A 19,923-nucleotide genomic window follows, 5' to 3' on the forward strand; every position below is an offset into this window, starting at 1 on the left:
TGGACCGCGGCGGCTGGCAGGTGCTGGCCTTGCTGACCTTCTACAACCCCACGGACCAGCCGATACAAATGCAGGTCGGGTTCCCGGTGACACTGCTGGGCGAGGGCTACGATGAGTTCGTGGTCCGACCGCCGGGCGAGAGCAATGCGTCGGTCGGCAAATTCGAGGTTTCCGTCAACGGCAAGCCCACAACGACCAGTGCGATCAAGGGCGAAGAGGTCACGGCCGGCGTCTATATGCAGGCCTGGGACAGCCTCTACGTGTTCGAGGTTGAGTTCGCCCCGCGCAGGCACACCGACATCCGCCACAGCTACACCGTGGGCGCGTCCGTCAGTTCGATGGGCGAGTCATGGCTGCCCTACGTGTTCCGAACCGGCGCGGGCTGGGCGGGAAACATCGAGGAGGCGGTGTTCGAATACCGCCTGTCGCCATCCAACAACCGCTGTTACCTGAGCCTGCTCTACGGCGAGCCGTTCGACGGTAGTGGCGCGGCCCTGGTCGGAGGCGGCCAAGGACGCACGAATAAAGTAGAGGGCCTGGACTACGACATCTGGTACTCCGCCGGGCCCCAGCGACGGCTGATCGTGACCTTTCGCAACATTGAGCCGCAACAGAACCTGACCCTGTATAGCCGCCATGCGCGGGGGGAGCTCGAGCTTGAGGGCTTGTTACAGGCACAGCAGCAAGGCCGCAACTGCGGGGAGTGTTTACAGCGCTTCGCCCTGGATCTGACAATCGACGACGAGCTGCTCGCGTGCTACGAACCGCAGCTGCTGATCAACCTGCTCTACGCACGCCGCGGCTACCATTTCTCCGACGAGAAGATGCAAGAGCTGTTCTACGGCTCGGGATTCTACCTACCCTCGGACGAGCCGTTCGATCGCTCCTGGCTCAGCCCCGAGGAGCAACAGGCGATCAAACGCCTCAGAAACCGTCTGGGCGGTGAGCCCCAAGCGGAGGCAAGATGAAGGACCATCCGTTGCGCATGGCAATAGTCGCCGGACTGGTCAGTTTGGCGCTGTTCGTGTTCGTGCTCGCGCCGCTGATTTTTCCCAAACCCGGTAATCCGATGCTCGGCGAGCTGGACACTATCGACGAACTCGAGCAGGGCCTGCGCTCCCACGGCCTGACCGTCAGTCCGGAGGCCAAGCACCGCACCACCCTGCGCCTGGTCGGGCTGCCGATCTCCCTGGCCGTGGCCTTCGGCGTATTCGTTCACCTGCGCCGCAAGCAACTTACAGAAGAATAAAAAGGGCGGCCCAGCCGGCCGCCCATTGGTTTGCAATCGCAGTCAGGAGGCGGGCGACACCAGCTCGACCAGGGCGAATCCCGGGGACAGCTCGGCCTTCACAAAGGCATACTCGGGGTGCATGTAGATCGAGAAGTCCAAGTCCCAACGGTCGCCGCTGTCCTCTGTGTTAGTTATTTTTCTCTTAGTGCCTCAAATATATTGCTGTTTGAGCCTAGTTCAAGAAAAAGCTATCGCCCCGCGCCGTAAGGATTGAATCATCGCAGCGCCAAGTGTAGCATTCCTCTTTGCTCTTGACCCATGTGAGGGGATTGTTGGTGCAGCCTGCGTTGATAATGCTCTTTTTCTTCGTGTTTTTAGCGAATATCACCGAGACTGTCGCCGGCTTCGGCGGCAGCATCGTGGCGATCACTTTCGGCGCCCACTATTATCCGGTCGCCCAACTGGTGCCGGTATTCATTCCGATCAACGTGCTGCTCAGCGCCTACATCGTGGTGCGCTATCGCCGCCATATCAGACGCGACGAGCTGATCAAGCGGACCTTGCCGGTAACCGCCCTGGGGATCATTTGTGGTTTTGCCCTGTTTGCCACTTGGCACGACGACCGCCTTAAGCCACTCTACGGACTGTTCGTAATCTGCCTCTCGGTGTTCCAGGTGCTACGTCTGGCGCGCGATAAACAGGCGCTGCAGCGGCCCATCGGTAAGTGGACCGCAATCATTTGGTTGTTCAGCGGGGGACTGCTCCAGGGACTGTTCTCCTGCGGCGGCCCGTTGGTTGTGTTTTGCACAACGCGCACCTTGCCCGACAAGCTCGAGTTCCGCAGCACCATGAGCACGTTGTGGCTGATTCTCAACTCGATCCTGGTGGTCAGCCACCTGGCCTTGGGAACGATCAACCTTGAGACCCTTAAGCTTAGCGCGACCATGCTGCCCGCCCTGGCTATCGGCGTGGTCGCAGGCGACTGGCTGCACCATCGCATCTCCCAACATAACTTCCGCCTCGCCACCTATATCCTGCTTTGCGTTGCCGGTTTCGTACTGCTGTTCGGCAGCTAACCTGATTACGAAATTAGCATAGCCCGTTCTTAGTATTACAATTAGTAATTGGCCTCCGTCTATCCCCTGGCATATTGTTAATCATTTGTAACCAATTAGGGCTGAAATTGCAGATTTTTTCTTGTTCCGCACGATCTATTCGATAGGTTATTCGATTAATTTACAATGGATTATCCAAAACAATGGACGGCATTACAAACAATAGGTAATATCGTAATACTACCTTAACTCCAAAGTAATACAGTAATGACAAATCGTCATAAATGCCCCCAACTTAACACATAAAATGTATGATATCAACTAGATAGCTCTTGCGGCCCAATTTATGCTTTAAATAAATCCAGATAGATGGTTTGCGTTTTCGGACAGGTCAATTCGCGTTGGGAGGAACAACTTAGAATTCAGGCAACCGATGCCAGTCTGTTCCGAAGTTCGCATAAGGAGCATGTAATATGGCTGAACGGATGCTGCAAAGAAAGACAGGCGCAATGAAGTCTGAAAGCCAAGTCCTCAAAGCAGAGCACGATGAATATCTGCACAACTTCAGCCTGGGCCGGGGGCCGTCGGATCGGCCGTTGGATTTCGGGCTGGTCATTGCGCTGGTAATCATCTTCTTTATAGAGTTTCTGGTGTTCTTCATGCTGATGCCCTAAGTCCGCGGCCGAGTCTCACCAACGTTAGCGGTTCAGCTCTAGAATATACCCACCACCTTCTGCCCTGATTCTTATCCACCTACAATCCTACCAATCCCCACCGCGGCCGCGGTGCGTCCGGACTCTTTTAAGTGGCGGGCGTTTTAGGTATTATTCGCAGCCGAAGCTGTTTGCCCAATCACATTTTTGGTTACGGAGGCGTGGATCATGCGGGATGTAGTTATCGTCAATGGAGCTAGGACAGCCGTGGGAACGTTCGGCGGATCGCTCAAGGGCGTCAAGGTCACCGACCTGGGTACACTGGTAATCAAAGAAGCGCTCAAGCGCTCCGGGCTCAAGCCGGCGTTGACCGATACGCTCAAGGGGTTCCGGCCCGACGTATTCGGCGATTTCGAGAAGACCGAGCACCAGGCCAAGTTCTTTGATTACGACCAAGGCGCGCAGCCGGTGTACGTCGATGAAGTAATCATGGGCAACGTGCTGCAGGCGGGCCAGGGCCAGAACACCGGGCGGCAAGCCATGATCCGCGCGGGACTGCCCGAGGAGACCAGCGCGATCACGGTTAATAAAGTCTGTGCCTCGGGCATGAAGGCCATCGCCATTGGCGCGCAATCGATCGCCTGCGGCGATGCCGACGTTATAATCGCCGGCGGCATGGAGAACATGAGCCAGGTGCCCTACGCCCTGCCCAAGGCGCGCTGGGGCTATCGGATGGACATGCCCAACGGCGAGCTGACCGACCTGATGGTCTTCGACGGACTGTACGAGATCTTCTACGGCTACCACATGGGCCTGACCGCCGAGAACATCGCCGAGTCCTACGGCATCACGCGGCTGGAGCAAGACGAGCTGGGCGCGATGAGCCATCAGCGGGCGCGCGCGGCGATCAGCGAGGGCCGCGTGGCGGCCGAAATCGTGCCGGTTGTGATGCCCCAACGCCGGGGTGACCCGATCGTGTTCGAGATCGATGAGCGCCCGATGGACACCACTGTCGAAAAGATGGGCAAGCTGCGCACCGTGTTTAAAAAGGACGGTACGGTCACAGCTGGCAACGCCTCGGGGATCAACGACGCATCGGCCGCAGTGCTGCTGATGTCCGCTGACAAGGCGTCGGAGCTGGGCTTGGAGCCGCTGGCCAAGGTCAAGGCCTGGGCCTCGGGCGGCGTGGATCCGGCCTACATGGGCCTGGGGCCGATTCCCGCCACGCGCAAGCTGATGCACAAGATCGGCGCCCAAATCGGCGACTTCGACCTGATCGAGCTCAACGAGGCGTTCGCCAGCCAGGCCATCGCCTGCATCCGCGAGTTGGGGGTGGACATGGACAAGACCAACCTCAACGGCTCGGGGATCAGCATCGGCCATCCCATTGGCTGCACCGGCGCACGGATCGTCTACACCCTGGCCATGCAGCTCAAGGCCGCTGACAAAAACCTGGGCCTGGCCAGCCTGTGCATCGGCGGCGGCCAAGGCATGAGCATGGTTCTGGAACGCTAAGCCAACCCCTTTCCTGCCAATCCAAGGGCCGGGGCAACCCGGCCCTTTTTGTATCTACCTGCCCGACTATCCAAATTCGCAGATGGGTTTCTTACTTATTAATTAGGAATCGATGCGAATGAGTGCCTGCAAAGTACTACGAAGCTTTAGCTAGAGGTTATGGGTGTCCACCAAACTCCTTCTTGGCGAACTTGTAAGTAATCCTTACAAGTTGCCGCCTCCTCCAACTCGCCCTGGTCCAGTATGTTGCGGATATGATGGCTAATATTGGGAACCGTGGTCTGAAACAGCTCTGCCATACCCGCCTGAGTCAGCCAGACGGTTTGCGCCTCAACCCGGACCTGGATGCGGCTCTGGCCGTCCTCGCCGCGATAGATGGCGATATCCGAACTCGGCTTAGTCTGATTTGTCGAGCCCTTCGTCATCGCCCCGTCTCTTGTTTCATTAACTTTCACGCCACCTTCGGGGGAGTATATCAGGTGTCCTTTGCTTTAAAAACAAAATCAAATATCAAGGTAAATCCTGCCTGAATACCGAGAGCTCACATAACCCCTGGAACGCCCAACATGTAATATTCATTTAGAAACAAGTTGTTATACAATAATTAAGTATCGTGTCCGTGGAACTACCCCCTCGGCTTAAGGGAAAGTGCTTGTTAATCAACTAGATACAAAATAATTAAGTATCGTGTCCCTGGGATTACGCTAAAATCAACTTGGACCGAATTTTCGGAACCCACGACCCACGGGCTTGCTACCATTCGGTTGTTAGTAGACCAAATATCGATAATCCCCATACAACAGTGCCTATAATAATACACACGATATGACCGGTGGACCAGCTATGGTATTTTTCATTTGGATTCCGGATAATACTAATACTATTGATGTATTTTTGTACAGGGACAAGGAATAAAAACGATGGGATGAATGGAAATATTATTGTTGACAAGGCTCCGGGAATTCTGGCGACAAGATTTGAGCCGATCGTCATGATGATCCACCCGGTGGCGAGATAGCCGGGAGTGAAAGAGGGCAATTGGAGTGAGTTGGCCTCTTGATCGTCATGAATTCTGCGCAAGAGACTGTGGCAGAAGAAAATTCCCCAGACTCCGCGCCAGAAAGGCCTAATTCTCAGATCGTATCTTTCCTTGAGATAGCTCCAATTTTTGTAGATCCAATAAATTTCGTATAACCCAACAGTCAGAATCGACAGAACAATTAATCGGCTGATGGGAATATAAAGAAACAGGGGTTCTGTCGCATTGGCCGTATCCCTTTCTTCTTCTTCTTCTTCTTCTTCTTCTTGAAGGCGATCTGACGCCATTCTCGAATGAACGAAATCCAATCCCCCACGGCGCGATAGTTCCTCTTGAGCCATGGAAATCGCCTCCGGTAGATAATCGGATGTATTTTTAAGCATGTCCAATAATTGTTCGTCGGAAAAATTCTGAATCCGCAATTGCAGCTCGGAATCGGTTCCCATGTCTGGACCTCCTTTGTTATCCTGCTCCAGGAATTCCGAGGACATGATATCTAATTATCAGCCCACCGATCGATTACGAATAATTACCGCATCCGCATATCCCAATCGTGTTGGAAGCTGCAAAGCGGCAACCATCTAATTGGATAGCATTCGTCTAACAGTATGTCAATTAAATTCGCTTGGCGTGCTAGAAAAACATCTCGTTGGGGTCGAGGGTCAGTTCGATGCCCAGGACATGGTGCAGGATCAGCAGCAGCAGCAGGGTGCACAGAACCAGCAGGGCCAGGGCCACGAAGCCCATGCCGGCCAGGGTTGCCACGCTGACCAGGCCAGCCACGGTCACCAGGGTGCGCAGCACTGGCGGGGCTTTATCAAACGGCGGGGACGGGTGTTTAATCAGGTCGGTGATTGTGGCCTGTCCGCCTTTGGCTTGTGCGCCGAACGACTCGGTGGCACGGCGTCTGAACTCTTCAAACATCTCTGCGGCGGAGCGCATTAGTTCTCCAAGGTAAAGCGGATCGGCAGTGTGGCCCAGCAGTCAACGGCGTGGCCGTTGATGGTCGGTTTCTCATAGCGCCATTTGCGCACTGCCGCAACAGCCGAATCCTCGAACCCGAAGTTTCCGCCGGGCCCCTGGACTACTTGCACCTGCTGCACCTTGCCCTCGCTGGTAATCAGGATGCGCAAAATCACGCGTCCCTCTTTGCCTGCGCGGCGCGCCAATGTCGGGTAAGTCGGTTTAATCATGCGCGTGGGTTTGGGCGGATGGTCGAGCTCGGTGGCCTCGTGAATCCCGGGCGGCAGCCCGGCATAGCCATGCACGTCATTGGGATCGGTGAACTCGTCCTCCATATCTTTCATCAGCGTATTGCCCACACGCACGGCCACGCTCGAATCGCCGTCAGTCACCGAGTCGTCGGTCACGCCGAACACCGGCTTGGGCGGCTCCTCGGGCGGCGGCTCGTCAACCTGCTCGTTGGGCGGCGGCAGCGTGGTGGGGGTCGGCCGCGGAGTGGGAACCGCGGGCGGCGGGGTCGGCTCGGGAGCGACGGGTTCCGGGGTCGGCTCGGGCGCTGTGACCATCAGGTCGACCACGTACGATTCTTTGGACGGCTCGTCGCCAATGGCGACAAAGCCCGCCAGCAACAGGCCGTGCACCAGCAGCGAGCCGATCAGCGCCGCGCGGAAGATCCAAGGGCGCCGCGGAGGTTCGGGCTCAATCCTCATCGTCCCCTGCGGATTGGTCGGGCTCGGCGGGCACATCAGACTCGACGTTGAGCGCGAATTTGCGCACGCCGTGTTGCCGCACCAGGTCGATCAGGTGCACCACGTTGCCGTGGTAGACCATCTTGTCGGCGCTGATTACAACCTGCAGGTCCGGGCTGTTGACCAGGCGTTGTTTGATGTAGTCGACGATCTGCGCCTCGTCCGTGGGCGCGCCGTTGAGAAACAGGTCGCCCTCGGCCGTGGCCACGATGGAGAACGTCTGCGGGTCGGAACTCTCGGCAGTCACCGCCTTGGGCAGCTCGACCTTGATCGAGGGCGAGACGATGAACGTGGCCGTGACCATGAAGATGATCAGCAGCACCAGGGTGATGTCCACCAGCGGCGTGACGTTGATGTTGGTGATCGACTCTTCGGAGTCGCGGTGGTTGCCCGCCATCTTACTTCCCGTGCGCGCGCTTGGCGTAGGCCAGCACGATCTTGGCGTTGGCCTCGGCCTCGTCCAGCAGCAGCCGCGCGCGTCCCTTGAGCCAGTTGTAGACGATCACGGCTGGGATCGCCACGAACAGGCCCACGGCCGTGGCGATCAAGGCCTCGGAGATGCCCGCCATCACGGTCTGCGGCCCCTGGCTGGTGGCTATCGACAAATCGTGAAACGCCTTGATAATGCCCATCACCGTGCCCAGCAGTCCGACGAACGGCGCGTTGTTGCCGATCGTTCCCAAGATAATTAGACGCCGCTCGAGCCTGCTGCGTTCCAAAATCAGTCGGCCCTCGATTACCTCTTCGATGGTGCCGGGGCCCTCGTCGAAGTTTTGCAGGCCCTCGCGGATCAATGCGGCGTTTACCCCGCGCACGTCGGTGACCGCGGCCAGAGCCGACTTGACGTCGCCGGCCTGGAGCAGCCCGACCAGCTTGGCGCGGAAGCCGGGACCCAGCGGGTTCTCGCGGCGGTACTGCACGTACTTCTCGATGGTCACGAACACGCTGAGAAACGACATCAGGAACAGCACGTAGAGCAGCGCGCGCGCGCCGGCCATGCTGACGCTGATCAGCCGCCGCTCAATGCCGTTGCGGCCGGTCATGCCCAGCTCGCCCGGGGTCGGTTCGGCCACGGCCGGGCTCGGTTCGGCTGTGGGAATCGGTTCGGCCTGGGTTTGGTCTCCTGCCCCCTCGGCCACGGTCTGCGCCTCGGTCTGGGTCTCGTCGATCGCCTCGGCCGCGACATCCGCGGGCGACGGCGTAATCTCGACCTGGGCCGTGGCCAGGCCCGCGGCCATGATTACGGCCAGGATGATTATAATCATGCGCGTCTTGGTCATCTGATCCTCGTTGCGATGATGCTCTACAAGCTGGGTGCGTCGCAGCCCAATCGGATATCCCACAATTGCAGCTTCGTGCTACCGGGACGGGCGTGGCGAGTGCAGAAATCTATCATAAAATCCATCGTCGTTCCATGCTGCGATACATAGTGTCACGCAACGTTAAAACGAGCATTTGACCCCGAGAAACGGCAGGAACGGCAGGTCGAACAAGGTCATGCGCGTGGGCTTTTCCAGCTCGCTTTGCTCGGTATAAAAGTAGTCGTAAACATTGTGCGCGTTGTACACGTTGTAGATCTCGATGAACGTGCCGATGGTCACGCGTTTGCGGATCTTCCAATCTTTTTGCACCCGCACGTTGAGCTGGCTCTTCCACGGAAAGCGCGCGGAGTTGATCTCGCCGCTGACCGGAACCCAGGCGCGAAACGGTGTGCCCTCGCCCACCATTTGCCAGTCGTCGATCGGCGTGTAGGGCTTGCCCGAGGCCGCGCTGAAGTCGAGGCTGAAGGTCCAGCCGCGATCGGGCCAAGGCGTGTAGTTGCCCACGGCGTTGATCGTGTGGCGCTGGTCCTGCAGCGGATGATACCAGCCGATGTCGTCGTCCAGGCCGGAGATGCGATCGACCCAGCCCAGGGTGTAGGCCAGCCAGCCGTCCCAGCGTCCGCTGAGCTTCTTTTGCACGAACAGCTCGATGCCGTAAGCGCGTCCGCGTCCGGAGTTGTAGTAATGCAGATCTTTGGTCGGATCGGCGAACTGCACCTCAACGCCGCCCAGGTCGATGGTGGTCCAGTCGATGTCCTGGAACACCAGGTCGTACAGATCTTTGTAGTACAGCTCGACGCGGGCCATCGAGTTCTCGGTAAGCGCCTGCTCGTAGCCCAGCACGTAGTGCACGCTCTTTTCCGAGAGCAGGTCGGGATTACCGTAGACCTCGTCCACGGCCAGCACGTTCATCGGCATTGAATGGTACAGGCCCCACGATGCCTTGAGCACCGAGCCCTCGGCGATGTTCAACGCCGTGGACGCGCGTGGGCTGTAGTGCCAGGCGGGATTGGCGTCGTTGTCGAAGTAGTCGGCACGCATACCTACGTCAAGGCGCAGCCGGTCGGGCACGATCGTCCATTCGTTGGTCAGGTAGGGGCCGACCAGGAAGTACGGCTTGGATTGCTCAAAGGGAATGCGGAAGAAGTCGGCCTCGTCGCCGGTGTTGGCGCCGGAGACCCACTCCTCGATCTTGAGCAGGCTGTCGACCTGGAACTCGAGCCAGGCGCCGTCAACGCCGAGCTTGAGCGTCTCCTGCGGATGCAGTTCCAAGGTCAGATCCTCACGAAACGTGGAGACGTTGATCTGGGCCTGGACCCAGATCGGGTCGGTGCCGCTGATCGAGGCGTCGGTGTTCTGTATCTGGTAGGCCAGGCCGCTGTCGAGCAAAACCTTGGGGCTCACCGCCCAGCCCCAGTCCAGGCCGAAGATCTGCTGGATGTTCTGGTACAGCGCGTCGCCCTCGTCCACGGAGCTGGCGTTCTCCTCGTCCATGTCGTCGAGCTTGGCCTCGGCGCCGTCTTCGGAGCGCAGGGCCCAGGCGCGGATTACGTGATCGGCCCCGGGCTGGAAGGTCATCTTGGCGTAGTAGTCCGAGAAGTACGGCACCGGGATGTTGCTGGCGCCCAGCGCGTTGATCAGCCAGTCGTAGTAGGAGCGCCGTGCCGAGACCAGCCAGGTAACCTTGTCGGTGAACAGCGGACCGCCTACGTGGCCGTAGGCCGAGAGCATGCTGGCGGTGACCGAGCCCTCGACCTGCTCGGAGTTGCCGTCGATGTAAGTCACGTCGAGGATCGAGCCGGTGGCCAGCGGGTACTGCGCGGGGAAGCCGCCGGAGTAGAACGTGAACTGATCGACCAGGTCGGTGTTGATCACCGAGAGGCCCGCGCCGAAGTGGTAGGGGTTGATCAGGAACACCCGGTCCAGGACGATGATGTTCTCCCAGTTGTCCGCGCCGCGCACGTACATGTCGGCGGTGAACTGCGAGTTGCGCACCACGCCTGGCAGCGCCTGCACAGCCTTGGCCACGTCCTCGAACATCCCGGCCTGCTTCTCCACCGCCTCGCGGGTGAAGGTCGTGGCGCTGGTCTGGGGGGTCTCGTCGATCACCTCGCGCTTTTCGGTGACCACCACTTCCTCGACCAAGGTTTCGGTGGCCAGCAGCAGCACGAAGTCGATCCGCGCATCGCCGCCGTCGCTGAGGTTGACCTTGCGCTGGGCCGTGCTGTAACCCGCAGCCCCGGCCTCGAGTGTATAGGAGCCGGCGGGCACGCCCTCGAAAGCGAAGGCGCCGGTGGGACCGGCACGCGCCACCCGACCGAGCTCGACCAGCCGAATCCGGGCGCCGGCCAGCGGCGTATCGGTTATCTCGCCGATCACTTTGCCCACGATCCGGCCCGCGGCCAGGGCCGAGGCCGGACACAGCAGCAGCAGCAGGCCCAAGACCATCGCTAGTTTGCAAAACCGGCTCGGTTGTCTCATAAATCACCTTTAGCCCGGGTTCGTTACCCTGGAACGGAACGCTGATTATAGCTGCTGAACAGCAAGAAGGTAATAGCGAGAGTAGGCACAGGAGGCAACCATGCCCAGCATGCTGATCAGAAGCGCTGATATCTACCTCCGGCCGCTGAGGGTCACGGATCTGGACCAGGCGATGGAGGCGATCGGCGAGAGCGAGGAAGACCTGCGGCCGGTGATGTACTGGGTCGAGGGGCTGACCCCGGAGCGGGAGTTGGCCCACATCCACGAATTCCAAATCAAACGCCGCCTGGGCATGGAGTACGCCTTTGGCGTGTTCCGCACCGCGGATCGCAAGCTGCTGGGTACGGTGGGCGTACACAACGTCAGCCGTATGCACCGCCGCGGCGAACTCGGATATTGGGTGCGCAGCAGCTTTCATGGTCAGGGAATCGCCCGCGCGGCATCGGCGTTGATGTTGCTGTTCGCCGTAGACGAGCTGGGCCTGCTCTCGGTTTTCGTCCGCACCGCAACCTTCAACCGCATATCGCTGCGGCTGATCAAAGGGCTGGGATTCAGACGTGTGGGAATAATGCGGCGCGACCTGATCGTCCAGGGCGAGCCGCAGGATACGATCTACTTCGACATGCTCGCCGAGCAGATCGAGCAGCAGCGCGACCAGTTGCTCAAAATGGCGCAGATCAAGCTGCCCGCATATCTCTAGCCCGGATCGCGCAAATTCTCCTGTAATGAACCGAAAACCCCATCGGCGCAGCCGCGAACCTCGCGGCAACCGGCCGACCAAGCCTCATCAATCGCCGACGCCAAAATAGCCAACCACGCGTCCCGTGTTAGAATTACGGACTGAGGAGGAGCGATGAAAATCAAGACCACCATGCTGATCTGGCTGATTGTTGTGATCGCCGCCGCGCTGGTGATCAGCTGCGGTATCGACGGCGAAAACGCCACGGTCAACGGCGGAGGCGGCGGCGATTTCGACGACGACGTGGACGACGATGATGACGACGACGACGACGATGACGATGATGACGACGACGAGCCCAAACAGGTGCTGGTGGTCTATTTCAACCAACAGAGCACGGCCATGGACTGGGGCGGCGCCGCGGTATCAGCGGGCAACTTCGAGTACCAATTGATGCTCCAAAGCGAAGTCGTTGACGCAGACCTCTCGGACTACTCGCTGATAATCGTCACCTACGATACCTATTGGCCGCGGCAGGACGCGGTGAACAACATTGGGGACAGCGAGCTGCCGACAATCTGTGTACACGAGGGCGGCGGCCTGCTGTTGGGCTATATGGGCAAGTACCTCAACTATACCCATGCCACGTTCTGGGACTACGAGGACTCGGTGACCGGCATCAATTGCAGCCTGGATTATTGGAACGTGCCCAACGAGTTTAACGACTGCGGCGACACGGACTACGTGTTCTACGACTCGGACAACTCGCAGATGAACTACAGCTACAGCAGCCTGCCCACGGACGTCAAAGCGCTGGCGCTCAACGACCGGGACAACGAGCGCGTGGCCGTGGCGCTGGAGGAAAACCGCTACCTGCTGTGGGGATTCCAGGACAGCCCGGCCGAGATGACCCAGGAGGGCCGCGACTTTCTGCAAAACGTGATCGTCAACCTCGCCGGAGACTAATGCGCGCCAAGCGCATTTTCGGGCCCCTGCTCAAGCAGGGGCTTCCCGCGCTGATCACGGCGCTGATTCTCTATGCGCTGTATCGCTCGATCGACGATCCGCAACAGTTACTGCACACCATCGGCGCGGCTGATCCGCGCTTCGTGCTGGCGGGCGTGGGCCTGGTGCTGCTCAACAACCTGCTGGCCTCGGCCTGGCAGCATCAGACCCTGGCGCACGCGCTCAAAATCCCGCTGACGCTCGGCGAATCCTCGCTGATTAAATTGGTCTCCTACCCGTTGCGCGTGGTGCTGCTCAAGGCGGGCGATCTCAACCGCGCGGTCTTTTACCAGCGGATTTACGGCGCCGAACTGAGCCTGGGCGTGGCGGCCACAGTGCTTGTCCCGCTGCTCAACCTCTACCTGCTGATGATCGCCTGCCTGATCGGCATCGCGCTCTCGGGCCTCGATCCATACAACCTGCGGCTGTTGCTGCTGGTGCTGATCGTGATCTCGCCGCCTTTGGCGATCTTCGGACTGCGGCGCGTCCACGGATTGGCCCACGGCGAGGGCCGGATCGCAGCGCTGTGCGCCAACCTCTCGCGCTTCTCCGGGCTGCCGCTGAGGCTCTGGGCGCTGCTGGTGGTCCAGACCGTGCTGTGCCTGATGCTACAAGTCGGAGTGCTGAACATGTTCCTGTGCGCGGTGGGAGTACACGTGCCGCTGGCCACGCTGCTGTGGGTGCTGCCGATGATCCAGGTAATATCGAACCTGCCGATCACCCTGTTGGGCATTGGCGCACGCGAGTGGGTAATGATCACGCTGCTGACGGCCTTCGGCCCGCGCGAGTCGCTGCTGGCCGCGGGGCTGCTCTCCTCGACCCTCGACCGCGTGCTGCTGGCGCTGCTCGGGCTGCCCGCCCTGGCCCCGTTCGTCAGACGGCTGCGCAGGTAATCCGATCAGGTATCCTGATCCTGGACAACGCCGGACACTCCTGGCTATCATCATTTCCGCCATTAATTTTAGGAGAGGGTAATGGGCAAATTCCGCGTAGCTCAGGTGGGTTCGGGATTCATCTCCGGGGTACACAACCGCGCGCTGGCCGCGATTCCAGACGTGGAGGTGGTCGCCCACTGCGACATCGACGCCAAGCTGGGCAAGCGCTTTTGCAAACAGCACAAGATCCCGGATTTCTACACCGACTTCGGCGAGATGATAAAGCGCCCGGACATCGAGATGGTGACCCTGGGCGTGCCCAATTACCTGCACGCGCAGTACACCCTGGCCGCGGCCAAGGCCGGCAAGCACGTGGTCTGCGAAAAGCCCCTGGCGCTGACCCTGGCCGATGCGGACAAGATGATCGCGGCCTGTAAAAAGGCGGGCGTAGTTTTGGGCTACGCCGAGGAGCTGTGCTACGCGCCCAAGTTCGTGCATGCCAAGGATCTGGTGGACAAGGGCGCAATCGGCGAACCGTTCTTCGTCAAGCAGGCGGAGAAGCACGGCGGGCCGTACAGCCCCTGGTTCTGGCAGGAGGACTTGGCCGGCGGCGGGATTCTGATGGACATGGGTTGCCACTCGATCGAGTTCTGCCGCTGGATGCTGGGCAAGCCCAAAGTCAAAAGCGTCTACGCCCAGATTGACCTCTACGTACACAAAAAGGTCACCAAGCAGGACGACCACGTGCTGATGATCATCGAGTTCCAGACCGGGCAGACCGCGCTGGTCGAGAGCTCCTGGACATTGCAGGGCGGGATGATCAGCGTGGCCGAGGTCCACGGCCCCCAAGGCGTGGTCCACGCCAACCTCTTGCAGGACGGCATGGGGCTCAAGGTCTACTCGGAAAAAGGCTACGCGCCGGAGCGCAAGGAAACGCGCGGCTGGCACTGCCCGGACTGGGAGTGGGCGTTCAACAACGGCTACCCGGGAGAGATGCGCGACTTCGTCGACTGCGCGCGCAACGGCGGCACGCCCGTGGAGACCGGCGAGGACGGCCGCGTGGTGCTCGAGATCATGATCGCCGGATACCTCTCGGCGGCACAGGGCCGCAAGATCGAGTTCCCGTTCAAACCGCCCCGCGGCTTTAAAACGCCGGTGCAGATCTGGATCGACGCCAACAAGAAAAAGAAATAGGGCTGGCAACAGGTGAAACAACAGCAGGGTAAAGGTTCATTGGCCGATCGGGCGCTGGTGCTCGGGATCGACGCCGGCGGCACCAAAACCGTGGCGCTGGTGGCCACCGAACAAGGCGAGGCCGTGGGCCTGGGACGCGGTTACGGCGCCAACTACCAGTCGGTGGGCAAGGTGCGCGCGGGGATCGAGCTTAAGCGCGCCATCGACTCGGCGCTGCAAATGGCCGGTCCGGGCAAGGTGGTCAGCGCCTGTTACGGCGTGGCCGGGGCGGACCGCGAGATCGACTTCGAGATAATCCGCGAGCTCATGGCGAAGTTCGACCCGGCGCAGGAATCAATGCTGTGCAACGACACGGCCGTGGCCCTGCGCGCCGGTACAGACGACGGTGTGGGTGTGGCCCTGATCGGCGGCACCGGCTCGAACTGCATGGGCTTCAACCGCGAGGGCAAGCACGTCAAGGTCGGCGGCATGGGCTGGTATTGCGGCGATTACGGCTCGGCCGACTACATCGTCAAGCAGGCGATCCCCGAGGCCTGGAAGGGCTTTGACGGCCGCGGTCCCAAGACGCTGCTGACCTCGATGTTCGCCGAGGCTTTGGGCGTGGACCGGATCGACGACATCGTGCAGTTCGAGTTCGCCGACGACTTCAAACCCATGTTCTGGCACCAATACGCCAAGGTGGTGTTCGAGGCTGCGCGACGCGGCGACAAGACGGCGATCAAGCTGCTGCGCGCCACCGGCAAACTCGCGGCGGGCGACGCCCTGGGCTGCATCCGACAGCTTTTCAAACGCGGCGAAGCGGTGACCGTTGTTCTCGGCGGCAGCGTTTACCAAAAGGGCCGCCATCCGGCGCTGGTCAACGGGCTGACCGATGAGCTGGCCCGACGCTGGCCCACGGCCAAGGTGATCAAGCTGCGCCAGGAGCCGATCGTCGGCGCGGCCCTGTGGGCCCTGGATCACCTACTGGGCAGGCCTGCCGGACGCAAACGCACCGCGACCCTGCGCCGCACGCATAAAGTGCTCGAAGCATCGGTGTCTCCCTTGGATGACTTTTTAGACGAGTCGTGAGCAAACGCCCTTTCCAGCGCGACCTGGCAAAATCGATAGCACTGCTTGGGCCGCTGTACGGCGCGCCGCTGGCGCTGAACCTGCTGGTCGAGCATCGACTCGGCCTCTGGCAGTCGCTGCTGCTGACGATTGCCCTGCTGCTGGGGACCCTGCTGGGCCGCCTGCCGCGGCCCCTGCGCCTGGCGTTGATTGCTCTGCACTGCACGCTGTTGGTATTGGCTCTGGCCCTGGGCGCAACGGTTTACGTTTTGATCGGACCCGGCCAACGTCTGGCATTGGCCCTGGGCGCGCTGCTGTGCGTCGGCCTGTGGCTCGGCCTGCAGCGAAGGGAACGAGCGCGAGGTAAATCCTCTCCGCGTGCGCTGTTGCTGCTGGGCTGCCTGATCCCGCTGTGCTTCGCGCTGTACTCCCTGGACGTGCCGTGGTTCGTCTCGCTCGCGCTGCTTGGTCTGCTGCTGCCGCTGTGGACATTGCGGCTGCGAAACGCACGCGTCCTGCACAGCATGGGCGTCGCCTGGTTGATTACGCTGGGCGTGCTGCTGGCGGCGTTTGCCCAGGGCGTTGACACTGCCAACACGCAGCGCGTGCTCGATCAGCCCGGAGTCAGCGCGCTTTACACCTACAAGCACGGCGGCGAGCTGGCCGGACGCATGGGACGCGGCGCGCGCTTTATCGAGCGCCTGCCCGACGGCGACTATCTGGCGTTCACCCTTGATCCCGGGCCGTACCTCTATCGCCTCGACCCGCGACCGCCCTATGCAAAGCAGGCGCGATCCGCGCTGCACCTCTCGGATCAGCTGCGGATCGTTGATGGGCGCACGGCCTTTGCCGGTTGGGGCTCGTCTCCGGCGCAGCTGGATTTGCAAAGTCTTGAGGCCCGGCGGCTTTGCGACTCGCGCTCGGGGCACGTCAGCGACCTGATCGGCCCGGTCGCCGGGCACCTGCTGTTCGGCTACGACTGGCTGCGCCCCTACTTCGGCGACCTGGAGCTGGGCCGCGACAAGCCCAGCTACCCGGCGATCCCAGGTCGTTGGTACAACTTCGAGCACTACGGCGAGCTGGCCTGGATCAGCGTGCTGAGCCTCAATCCGGCCAAGCACGGGCTGTACCAATACGATCCACGCGGCGGCTCCCTCGAACTCAAGGCCCAGGGGATCCAGGGCAGCATGCGCCTGGACGAGCGCTATGCCTATGTGATCGACCCCTTGAGCCCGGATTTGACGCGCATCGACCGCAACACCGGCGAGCGCCGCAGCATCGACCTGGGCCTGGGCACGCGCTGCATGTGGCTGGACCCGGGGCGCGGGCTGCTGGCGGTCTCGGGATTTCTCGACGGCAGGCTGTGGCTGATCGACACCGCGCAAATGCGTGTGCTCAAGGTGCTGCAAACCGGCGGCCGCGTGCGCTGGATCGCCTACGACGAGCTGGACGACGCGCTACTTGTCTGCTCCAACGTCGGCGGGATCAAGATCGAGCTTGGCGCTGCCCTCGCCTCACGCGCCGCGGATCACGGCCCCTCGCACACGGTCTGGACGCCGTAGGGCCGCAGGTCATCGAGCATCCGCCCTGCGCCGAAGGCCTGGGACGGGGTCAGCGCGCCGCGCGGCAGATCCTCGGCCAGCAACCGTTTCGCACCGTAGAGAATGATCTGCGCGGTCAGCAGGTAGACGTCTGATCCCCAGACTTGGCAGGCCACCGTGCCGCTGGGCGATGTGCCGCGCACCAGCACCTTGAAGCGTGCCGCCTGCCGCTCGCTGAGCGTGGGGCCGCGCTTATTCGATTTAAGCGAGCGCTCGATCATCGCCAGCATCGGCGTGCGGCCCGAGCTTTCATCCGCGGGCTGGAACAACCGGGCCGCCTTGGGTTTCATCACCATCCAGTTGCGCACGTCGCGCAGGGCGATGTGGCGCGGCAGCAGCACCGGCTCGCCGCCGGGGAAGCTCAGGGCGCTGTGCAGCCCCTCCTGGTCGAGGAACGCCACGCGCTGCTCGGCCGCGCCCGGAACCTGGGGCGTAAGCTCGCCGTCGAGAAAGCAGAAGGTCTCGCCGCCAAAAACTTTGAGCGCCGAGAGCTTGGTGCCGCGGCTGGTGGAGAAGCCCGGCACGTAATAGAACATGTCGATCTCGTCCACATCGGGCAGCCGCTGCGCGGCCAGGGCCGCGGCGCAATCGCCCAGCGAATACTCGAAGGCCATCGAGGGGATCACGCTCACCTTGCGCTGCGTGGCCTCGTCAAAAAAACGCTGGAAGACCTCGAGCATGTAGCGCTGCTCGCCGGTGGTATCCAGGAAGTGCACGCCGGATTCGATGCAGCGCTGGATCACCGGCGGCCCCAGATCGATGAACGGACCGGCCGTGTCGATCAACACCGCGGCATCCGCAATCAGCGCATCGATGCTTTGTGGATCGCCCACATCAGCCGTGCGCACCTCGTGCAGCCCGTTGCACTCGGCGTTGAGTTCCTCCAGCCGCCCTTGGTCGCGGCCGCCGATAATCAGCGCCAGACCCTGGGCCGCAGCCTGCTTGACCACCAGTTCTCCGGTGTAGCCCGTGGCTCCTAAAACAGCTATCTTCTTCATGGGCAAAGCATACACTAGGCCGGTAGCCCGGTGCAGCTTTTGCCCTTGGAGAGCAATGCGCGATTACACGCCGCACAACAGACGGACCGACCCCGCCGGCAAGCTGGTGATCGAGGCGCTGGAGGCCCTGGGCCTGGGCAAGGGACTCAAGCGCTACGGCGTGCTGGCCGATTGGGAGTCGATCGTCGGGCCGGGCCTGGCGAGGCGCTGCCGCCCTGCGGGCTACAAGGGCGACAAGCTGGTAGTGGCCGTGCACGGCGGTTCGGTCTGGCAGCACCAGCTGTACCTGATGCGCTCTCAGATCCTGGACAAGATCAACCGCGTGGTTGCGCCGGAGCATGTGGAGGAGATCCGCATCGAGCCGATGGGACGGCCCGAGGAGTACGAACTGCCTCGGCGCCATTTTCCGCCACCGCCGCAGCTCGAGGGGCTGCCGATCGATCGCGAGCAGCTCCAAAGCCTTTTAGCCGACTCGGGGCTGGAGCCCGACGATCCGCTACGCAAGGCGCTGGAGCGCTATTTGCGTCACAGCATGCAACTCAAGCACTGGCGCGCCGAACAGCTTGACCCGGAACAGGCCCCGTGATATTTCGACGCGTCGCGGCCGCGCTGCTGTTGATTGTGGCTCTGCCGATGATCCCGGCGGCCCAGACCGGAACCTCGGGCTGGCCCGAGAACGCGCTGGTAAAAATTTATGCGCCGGGGCACGAGGACTACGTCGGCCGCCAACAGGTGAGCCTGACTCAACGCGACGGCTCGTTTACCATCGGGCTGCGCAACGGTTTGAGCGAATCGACGATCAAGCATCGCGGCGAGCTGCTCGACGCGGCGGTGATCGACGGAGCGGACGGCGGCCAGGCAATGGTCGTCGACCTACGGGCCGACGGGGTTGAACGAGTACTGTTGATCGGCTCGGCCGGGTTGATCGAGCACCTCGAGGCTCTGGCCCGCGAGCGCAAGGTGGCGGCCCAGATAGCCGTGGATCCGCTGACGCGGATCGCCACGTTCGAGGTCGAGCTGAGCGGTTGGATCGGACTACGTTCAAAGGAGTGAGCATGAGACGCGCCCTTATCGTACTGCTGGCGATATCGCTGCTAATGGCCGCGCACAGCGCCGTGGCCCAGGAAAACCAGAGCCGCTGGACCGGACCGCTGAACGGCGAACTGATGGTCTTTCGTAGCGGCGAGCCCGGATACATCGGCGAGCAAAGTTTTCAGATCGCCTTCACCGGGCCGCAGATCACTCTGACGCTGAGCAACGGCGATGCGCTGCAGAAGATCGAGCGCAACGGCGCGGGCATCGGCTCCCAGGCGATCGCGGGCGAGAACGGCAGCCAATGCCTGCTGCTGGCCTACGAGGACGAGGCGGGCAAGCAGATGCTGCTGATCGCCGGCACCCAGTCGTTCATCGACTTTTTAGTTGAGCAGGCCGGTCTGCAAACCAAGCCCATCGAGCACGAGAACGCGGGCGCGGCGAACTTCGCCCTGGTCCAGCTGCTGGCCCGCGACTGGGAACA

General features: G+C 61.2%; 22 protein-coding genes. 14 read left to right on the top strand and 8 right to left on the bottom strand.

Annotated features, from left to right (window positions below; genetic code table 11):
• The 5 genes from P9M14_00225 to P9M14_00245 all read left to right on the top strand — a co-directional run.
• A partial coding sequence (locus P9M14_00225; protein ID MDP8254148.1) for a YARHG domain-containing protein occupies positions 1-968 on the top strand: 968 nt, incomplete at its 5' end.
• Positions 965-1,249: a hypothetical protein gene (locus P9M14_00230; protein MDP8254149.1), complete on the top strand. Its 285-nt coding sequence runs from the start codon at positions 965-967 to the stop codon at positions 1,247-1,249. The genes P9M14_00225 and P9M14_00230, both read left to right, overlap by 4 nt.
• Before the next feature lie 317 nt (positions 1,250-1,566).
• Complete coding sequence (locus P9M14_00235; protein ID MDP8254150.1) at positions 1,567-2,307, top strand: sulfite exporter TauE/SafE family protein; 741 nt, start codon at positions 1,567-1,569, stop codon at positions 2,305-2,307.
• Positions 2,308-2,759: 452 nt separating this feature from the next.
• Entirely contained in the window at positions 2,760-2,960 is a 201-nt protein-coding gene (locus P9M14_00240) for a hypothetical protein (protein ID MDP8254151.1), read from the top strand.
• Positions 2,961-3,167: 207 nt separating this feature from the next.
• On the top strand, positions 3,168-4,454 hold the full coding sequence (locus P9M14_00245) for an acetyl-CoA C-acetyltransferase (GenBank protein ID MDP8254152.1): 1,287 nt from the start codon (positions 3,168-3,170) through the stop codon (positions 4,452-4,454).
• Positions 4,455-4,600: 146 nt separating this feature from the next.
• On the opposite strand, the gene P9M14_00250 is transcribed toward P9M14_00245, so the two are convergent.
• The 7 genes from P9M14_00250 to P9M14_00280 form a co-directional block, all read right to left on the bottom strand.
• Complete coding sequence (locus P9M14_00250) at positions 4,601-4,909, bottom strand: hypothetical protein (protein MDP8254153.1); 309 nt, start codon at positions 4,907-4,909, stop codon at positions 4,601-4,603.
• Between the two features lie 298 nt (positions 4,910-5,207).
• Positions 5,208-5,939, bottom strand: a complete 732-nt coding sequence (locus P9M14_00255) for a hypothetical protein (protein ID MDP8254154.1) — start codon at positions 5,937-5,939, stop codon at positions 5,208-5,210.
• A gap of 187 nt (positions 5,940-6,126) precedes the next feature.
• The gene (locus P9M14_00260) at positions 6,127-6,435 is read right to left on the bottom strand and encodes a hypothetical protein (GenBank protein MDP8254155.1); all 309 of its coding nucleotides are present in this window, start codon (positions 6,433-6,435) and stop codon (positions 6,127-6,129) included.
• The gene (locus tag P9M14_00265) at positions 6,435-7,166 is read right to left on the bottom strand and encodes an energy transducer TonB (GenBank protein MDP8254156.1); all 732 of its coding nucleotides are present in this window, start codon (positions 7,164-7,166) and stop codon (positions 6,435-6,437) included. The genes P9M14_00260 and P9M14_00265 overlap by 1 nt, the downstream gene beginning before the upstream one ends.
• A complete protein-coding gene (locus P9M14_00270; GenBank protein ID MDP8254157.1) occupies positions 7,156-7,602 on the bottom strand; it encodes a biopolymer transporter ExbD in 447 nt (148 codons plus the stop codon). Before P9M14_00270 ends, P9M14_00265 begins: the two co-directional genes overlap by 11 nt.
• Position 7,603: 1 nt before the next feature.
• Positions 7,604-8,548, bottom strand: a complete 945-nt coding sequence (locus tag P9M14_00275; GenBank protein ID MDP8254158.1) for a MotA/TolQ/ExbB proton channel family protein — start codon at positions 8,546-8,548, stop codon at positions 7,604-7,606.
• A 99-nt stretch (positions 8,549-8,647) separates the two neighbouring features.
• The gene (locus P9M14_00280) at positions 8,648-11,008 is read right to left on the bottom strand and encodes a TonB-dependent receptor (protein MDP8254159.1); all 2,361 of its coding nucleotides are present in this window, start codon (positions 11,006-11,008) and stop codon (positions 8,648-8,650) included.
• Positions 11,009-11,108: 100 nt separating this feature from the next.
• Here P9M14_00280 and P9M14_00285 point away from each other — a divergent pair, with 100 nt between their 5' ends.
• The 6 genes from P9M14_00285 (at position 11,109) to P9M14_00310 (ending at position 17,370) form a co-directional block, all read left to right on the top strand.
• Entirely contained in the window at positions 11,109-11,708 is a 600-nt protein-coding gene (locus tag P9M14_00285) for a GNAT family protein (GenBank protein MDP8254160.1), read from the top strand.
• 153 nt (positions 11,709-11,861) lie between these two features.
• Positions 11,862-12,653, top strand: a complete 792-nt coding sequence (locus tag P9M14_00290; GenBank protein MDP8254161.1) for a hypothetical protein — start codon at positions 11,862-11,864, stop codon at positions 12,651-12,653.
• Positions 12,653-13,585: a lysylphosphatidylglycerol synthase domain-containing protein gene (locus P9M14_00295; protein MDP8254162.1), complete on the top strand. Its 933-nt coding sequence runs from the start codon at positions 12,653-12,655 to the stop codon at positions 13,583-13,585. Before P9M14_00290 ends, P9M14_00295 begins: the two co-directional genes overlap by 1 nt.
• An 81-nt stretch (positions 13,586-13,666) precedes the next feature.
• A complete protein-coding gene (locus P9M14_00300; GenBank protein ID MDP8254163.1) occupies positions 13,667-14,761 on the top strand; it encodes a Gfo/Idh/MocA family oxidoreductase in 1,095 nt (364 codons plus the stop codon).
• A gap of 12 nt (positions 14,762-14,773) precedes the next feature.
• Positions 14,774-15,829, top strand: coding sequence for a BadF/BadG/BcrA/BcrD ATPase family protein (locus P9M14_00305; GenBank protein MDP8254164.1), 1,056 nt, complete (start codon positions 14,774-14,776; stop codon positions 15,827-15,829).
• A complete protein-coding gene (locus P9M14_00310) occupies positions 15,826-17,370 on the top strand; it encodes a hypothetical protein (protein ID MDP8254165.1) in 1,545 nt (514 codons plus the stop codon). Before P9M14_00305 ends, P9M14_00310 begins: the two co-directional genes overlap by 4 nt.
• Here P9M14_00310 and P9M14_00315 read toward each other — a convergent pair.
• The gene (locus P9M14_00315; GenBank protein ID MDP8254166.1) at positions 17,337-18,407 is read right to left on the bottom strand and encodes a saccharopine dehydrogenase NADP-binding domain-containing protein; all 1,071 of its coding nucleotides are present in this window, start codon (positions 18,405-18,407) and stop codon (positions 17,337-17,339) included. The genes P9M14_00310 and P9M14_00315 overlap by 34 nt on opposite strands.
• Positions 18,408-18,462: 55 nt before the next feature.
• Here P9M14_00315 and P9M14_00320 point away from each other — a divergent pair, with 55 nt between their 5' ends.
• The 3 genes from P9M14_00320 to P9M14_00330 form a co-directional block, all read left to right on the top strand.
• On the top strand, positions 18,463-18,993 hold the full coding sequence (locus P9M14_00320; protein MDP8254167.1) for a DUF721 domain-containing protein: 531 nt from the start codon (positions 18,463-18,465) through the stop codon (positions 18,991-18,993).
• A complete protein-coding gene (locus P9M14_00325; GenBank protein ID MDP8254168.1) occupies positions 18,990-19,460 on the top strand; it encodes a hypothetical protein in 471 nt (156 codons plus the stop codon). Before P9M14_00320 ends, P9M14_00325 begins: the two co-directional genes overlap by 4 nt.
• A 2-nt stretch (positions 19,461-19,462) precedes the next feature.
• On the top strand, positions 19,463-19,923 hold a 461-nt coding region (locus tag P9M14_00330; GenBank protein MDP8254169.1), incomplete at its 3' end, for a hypothetical protein.

This window comes from Candidatus Alcyoniella australis, from assembly GCA_030765605.1.
GTDB classification, from domain to species: Bacteria; Lernaellota; Lernaellaia; order JAVCCG01; family Alcyoniellaceae; genus Alcyoniella; species Alcyoniella australis.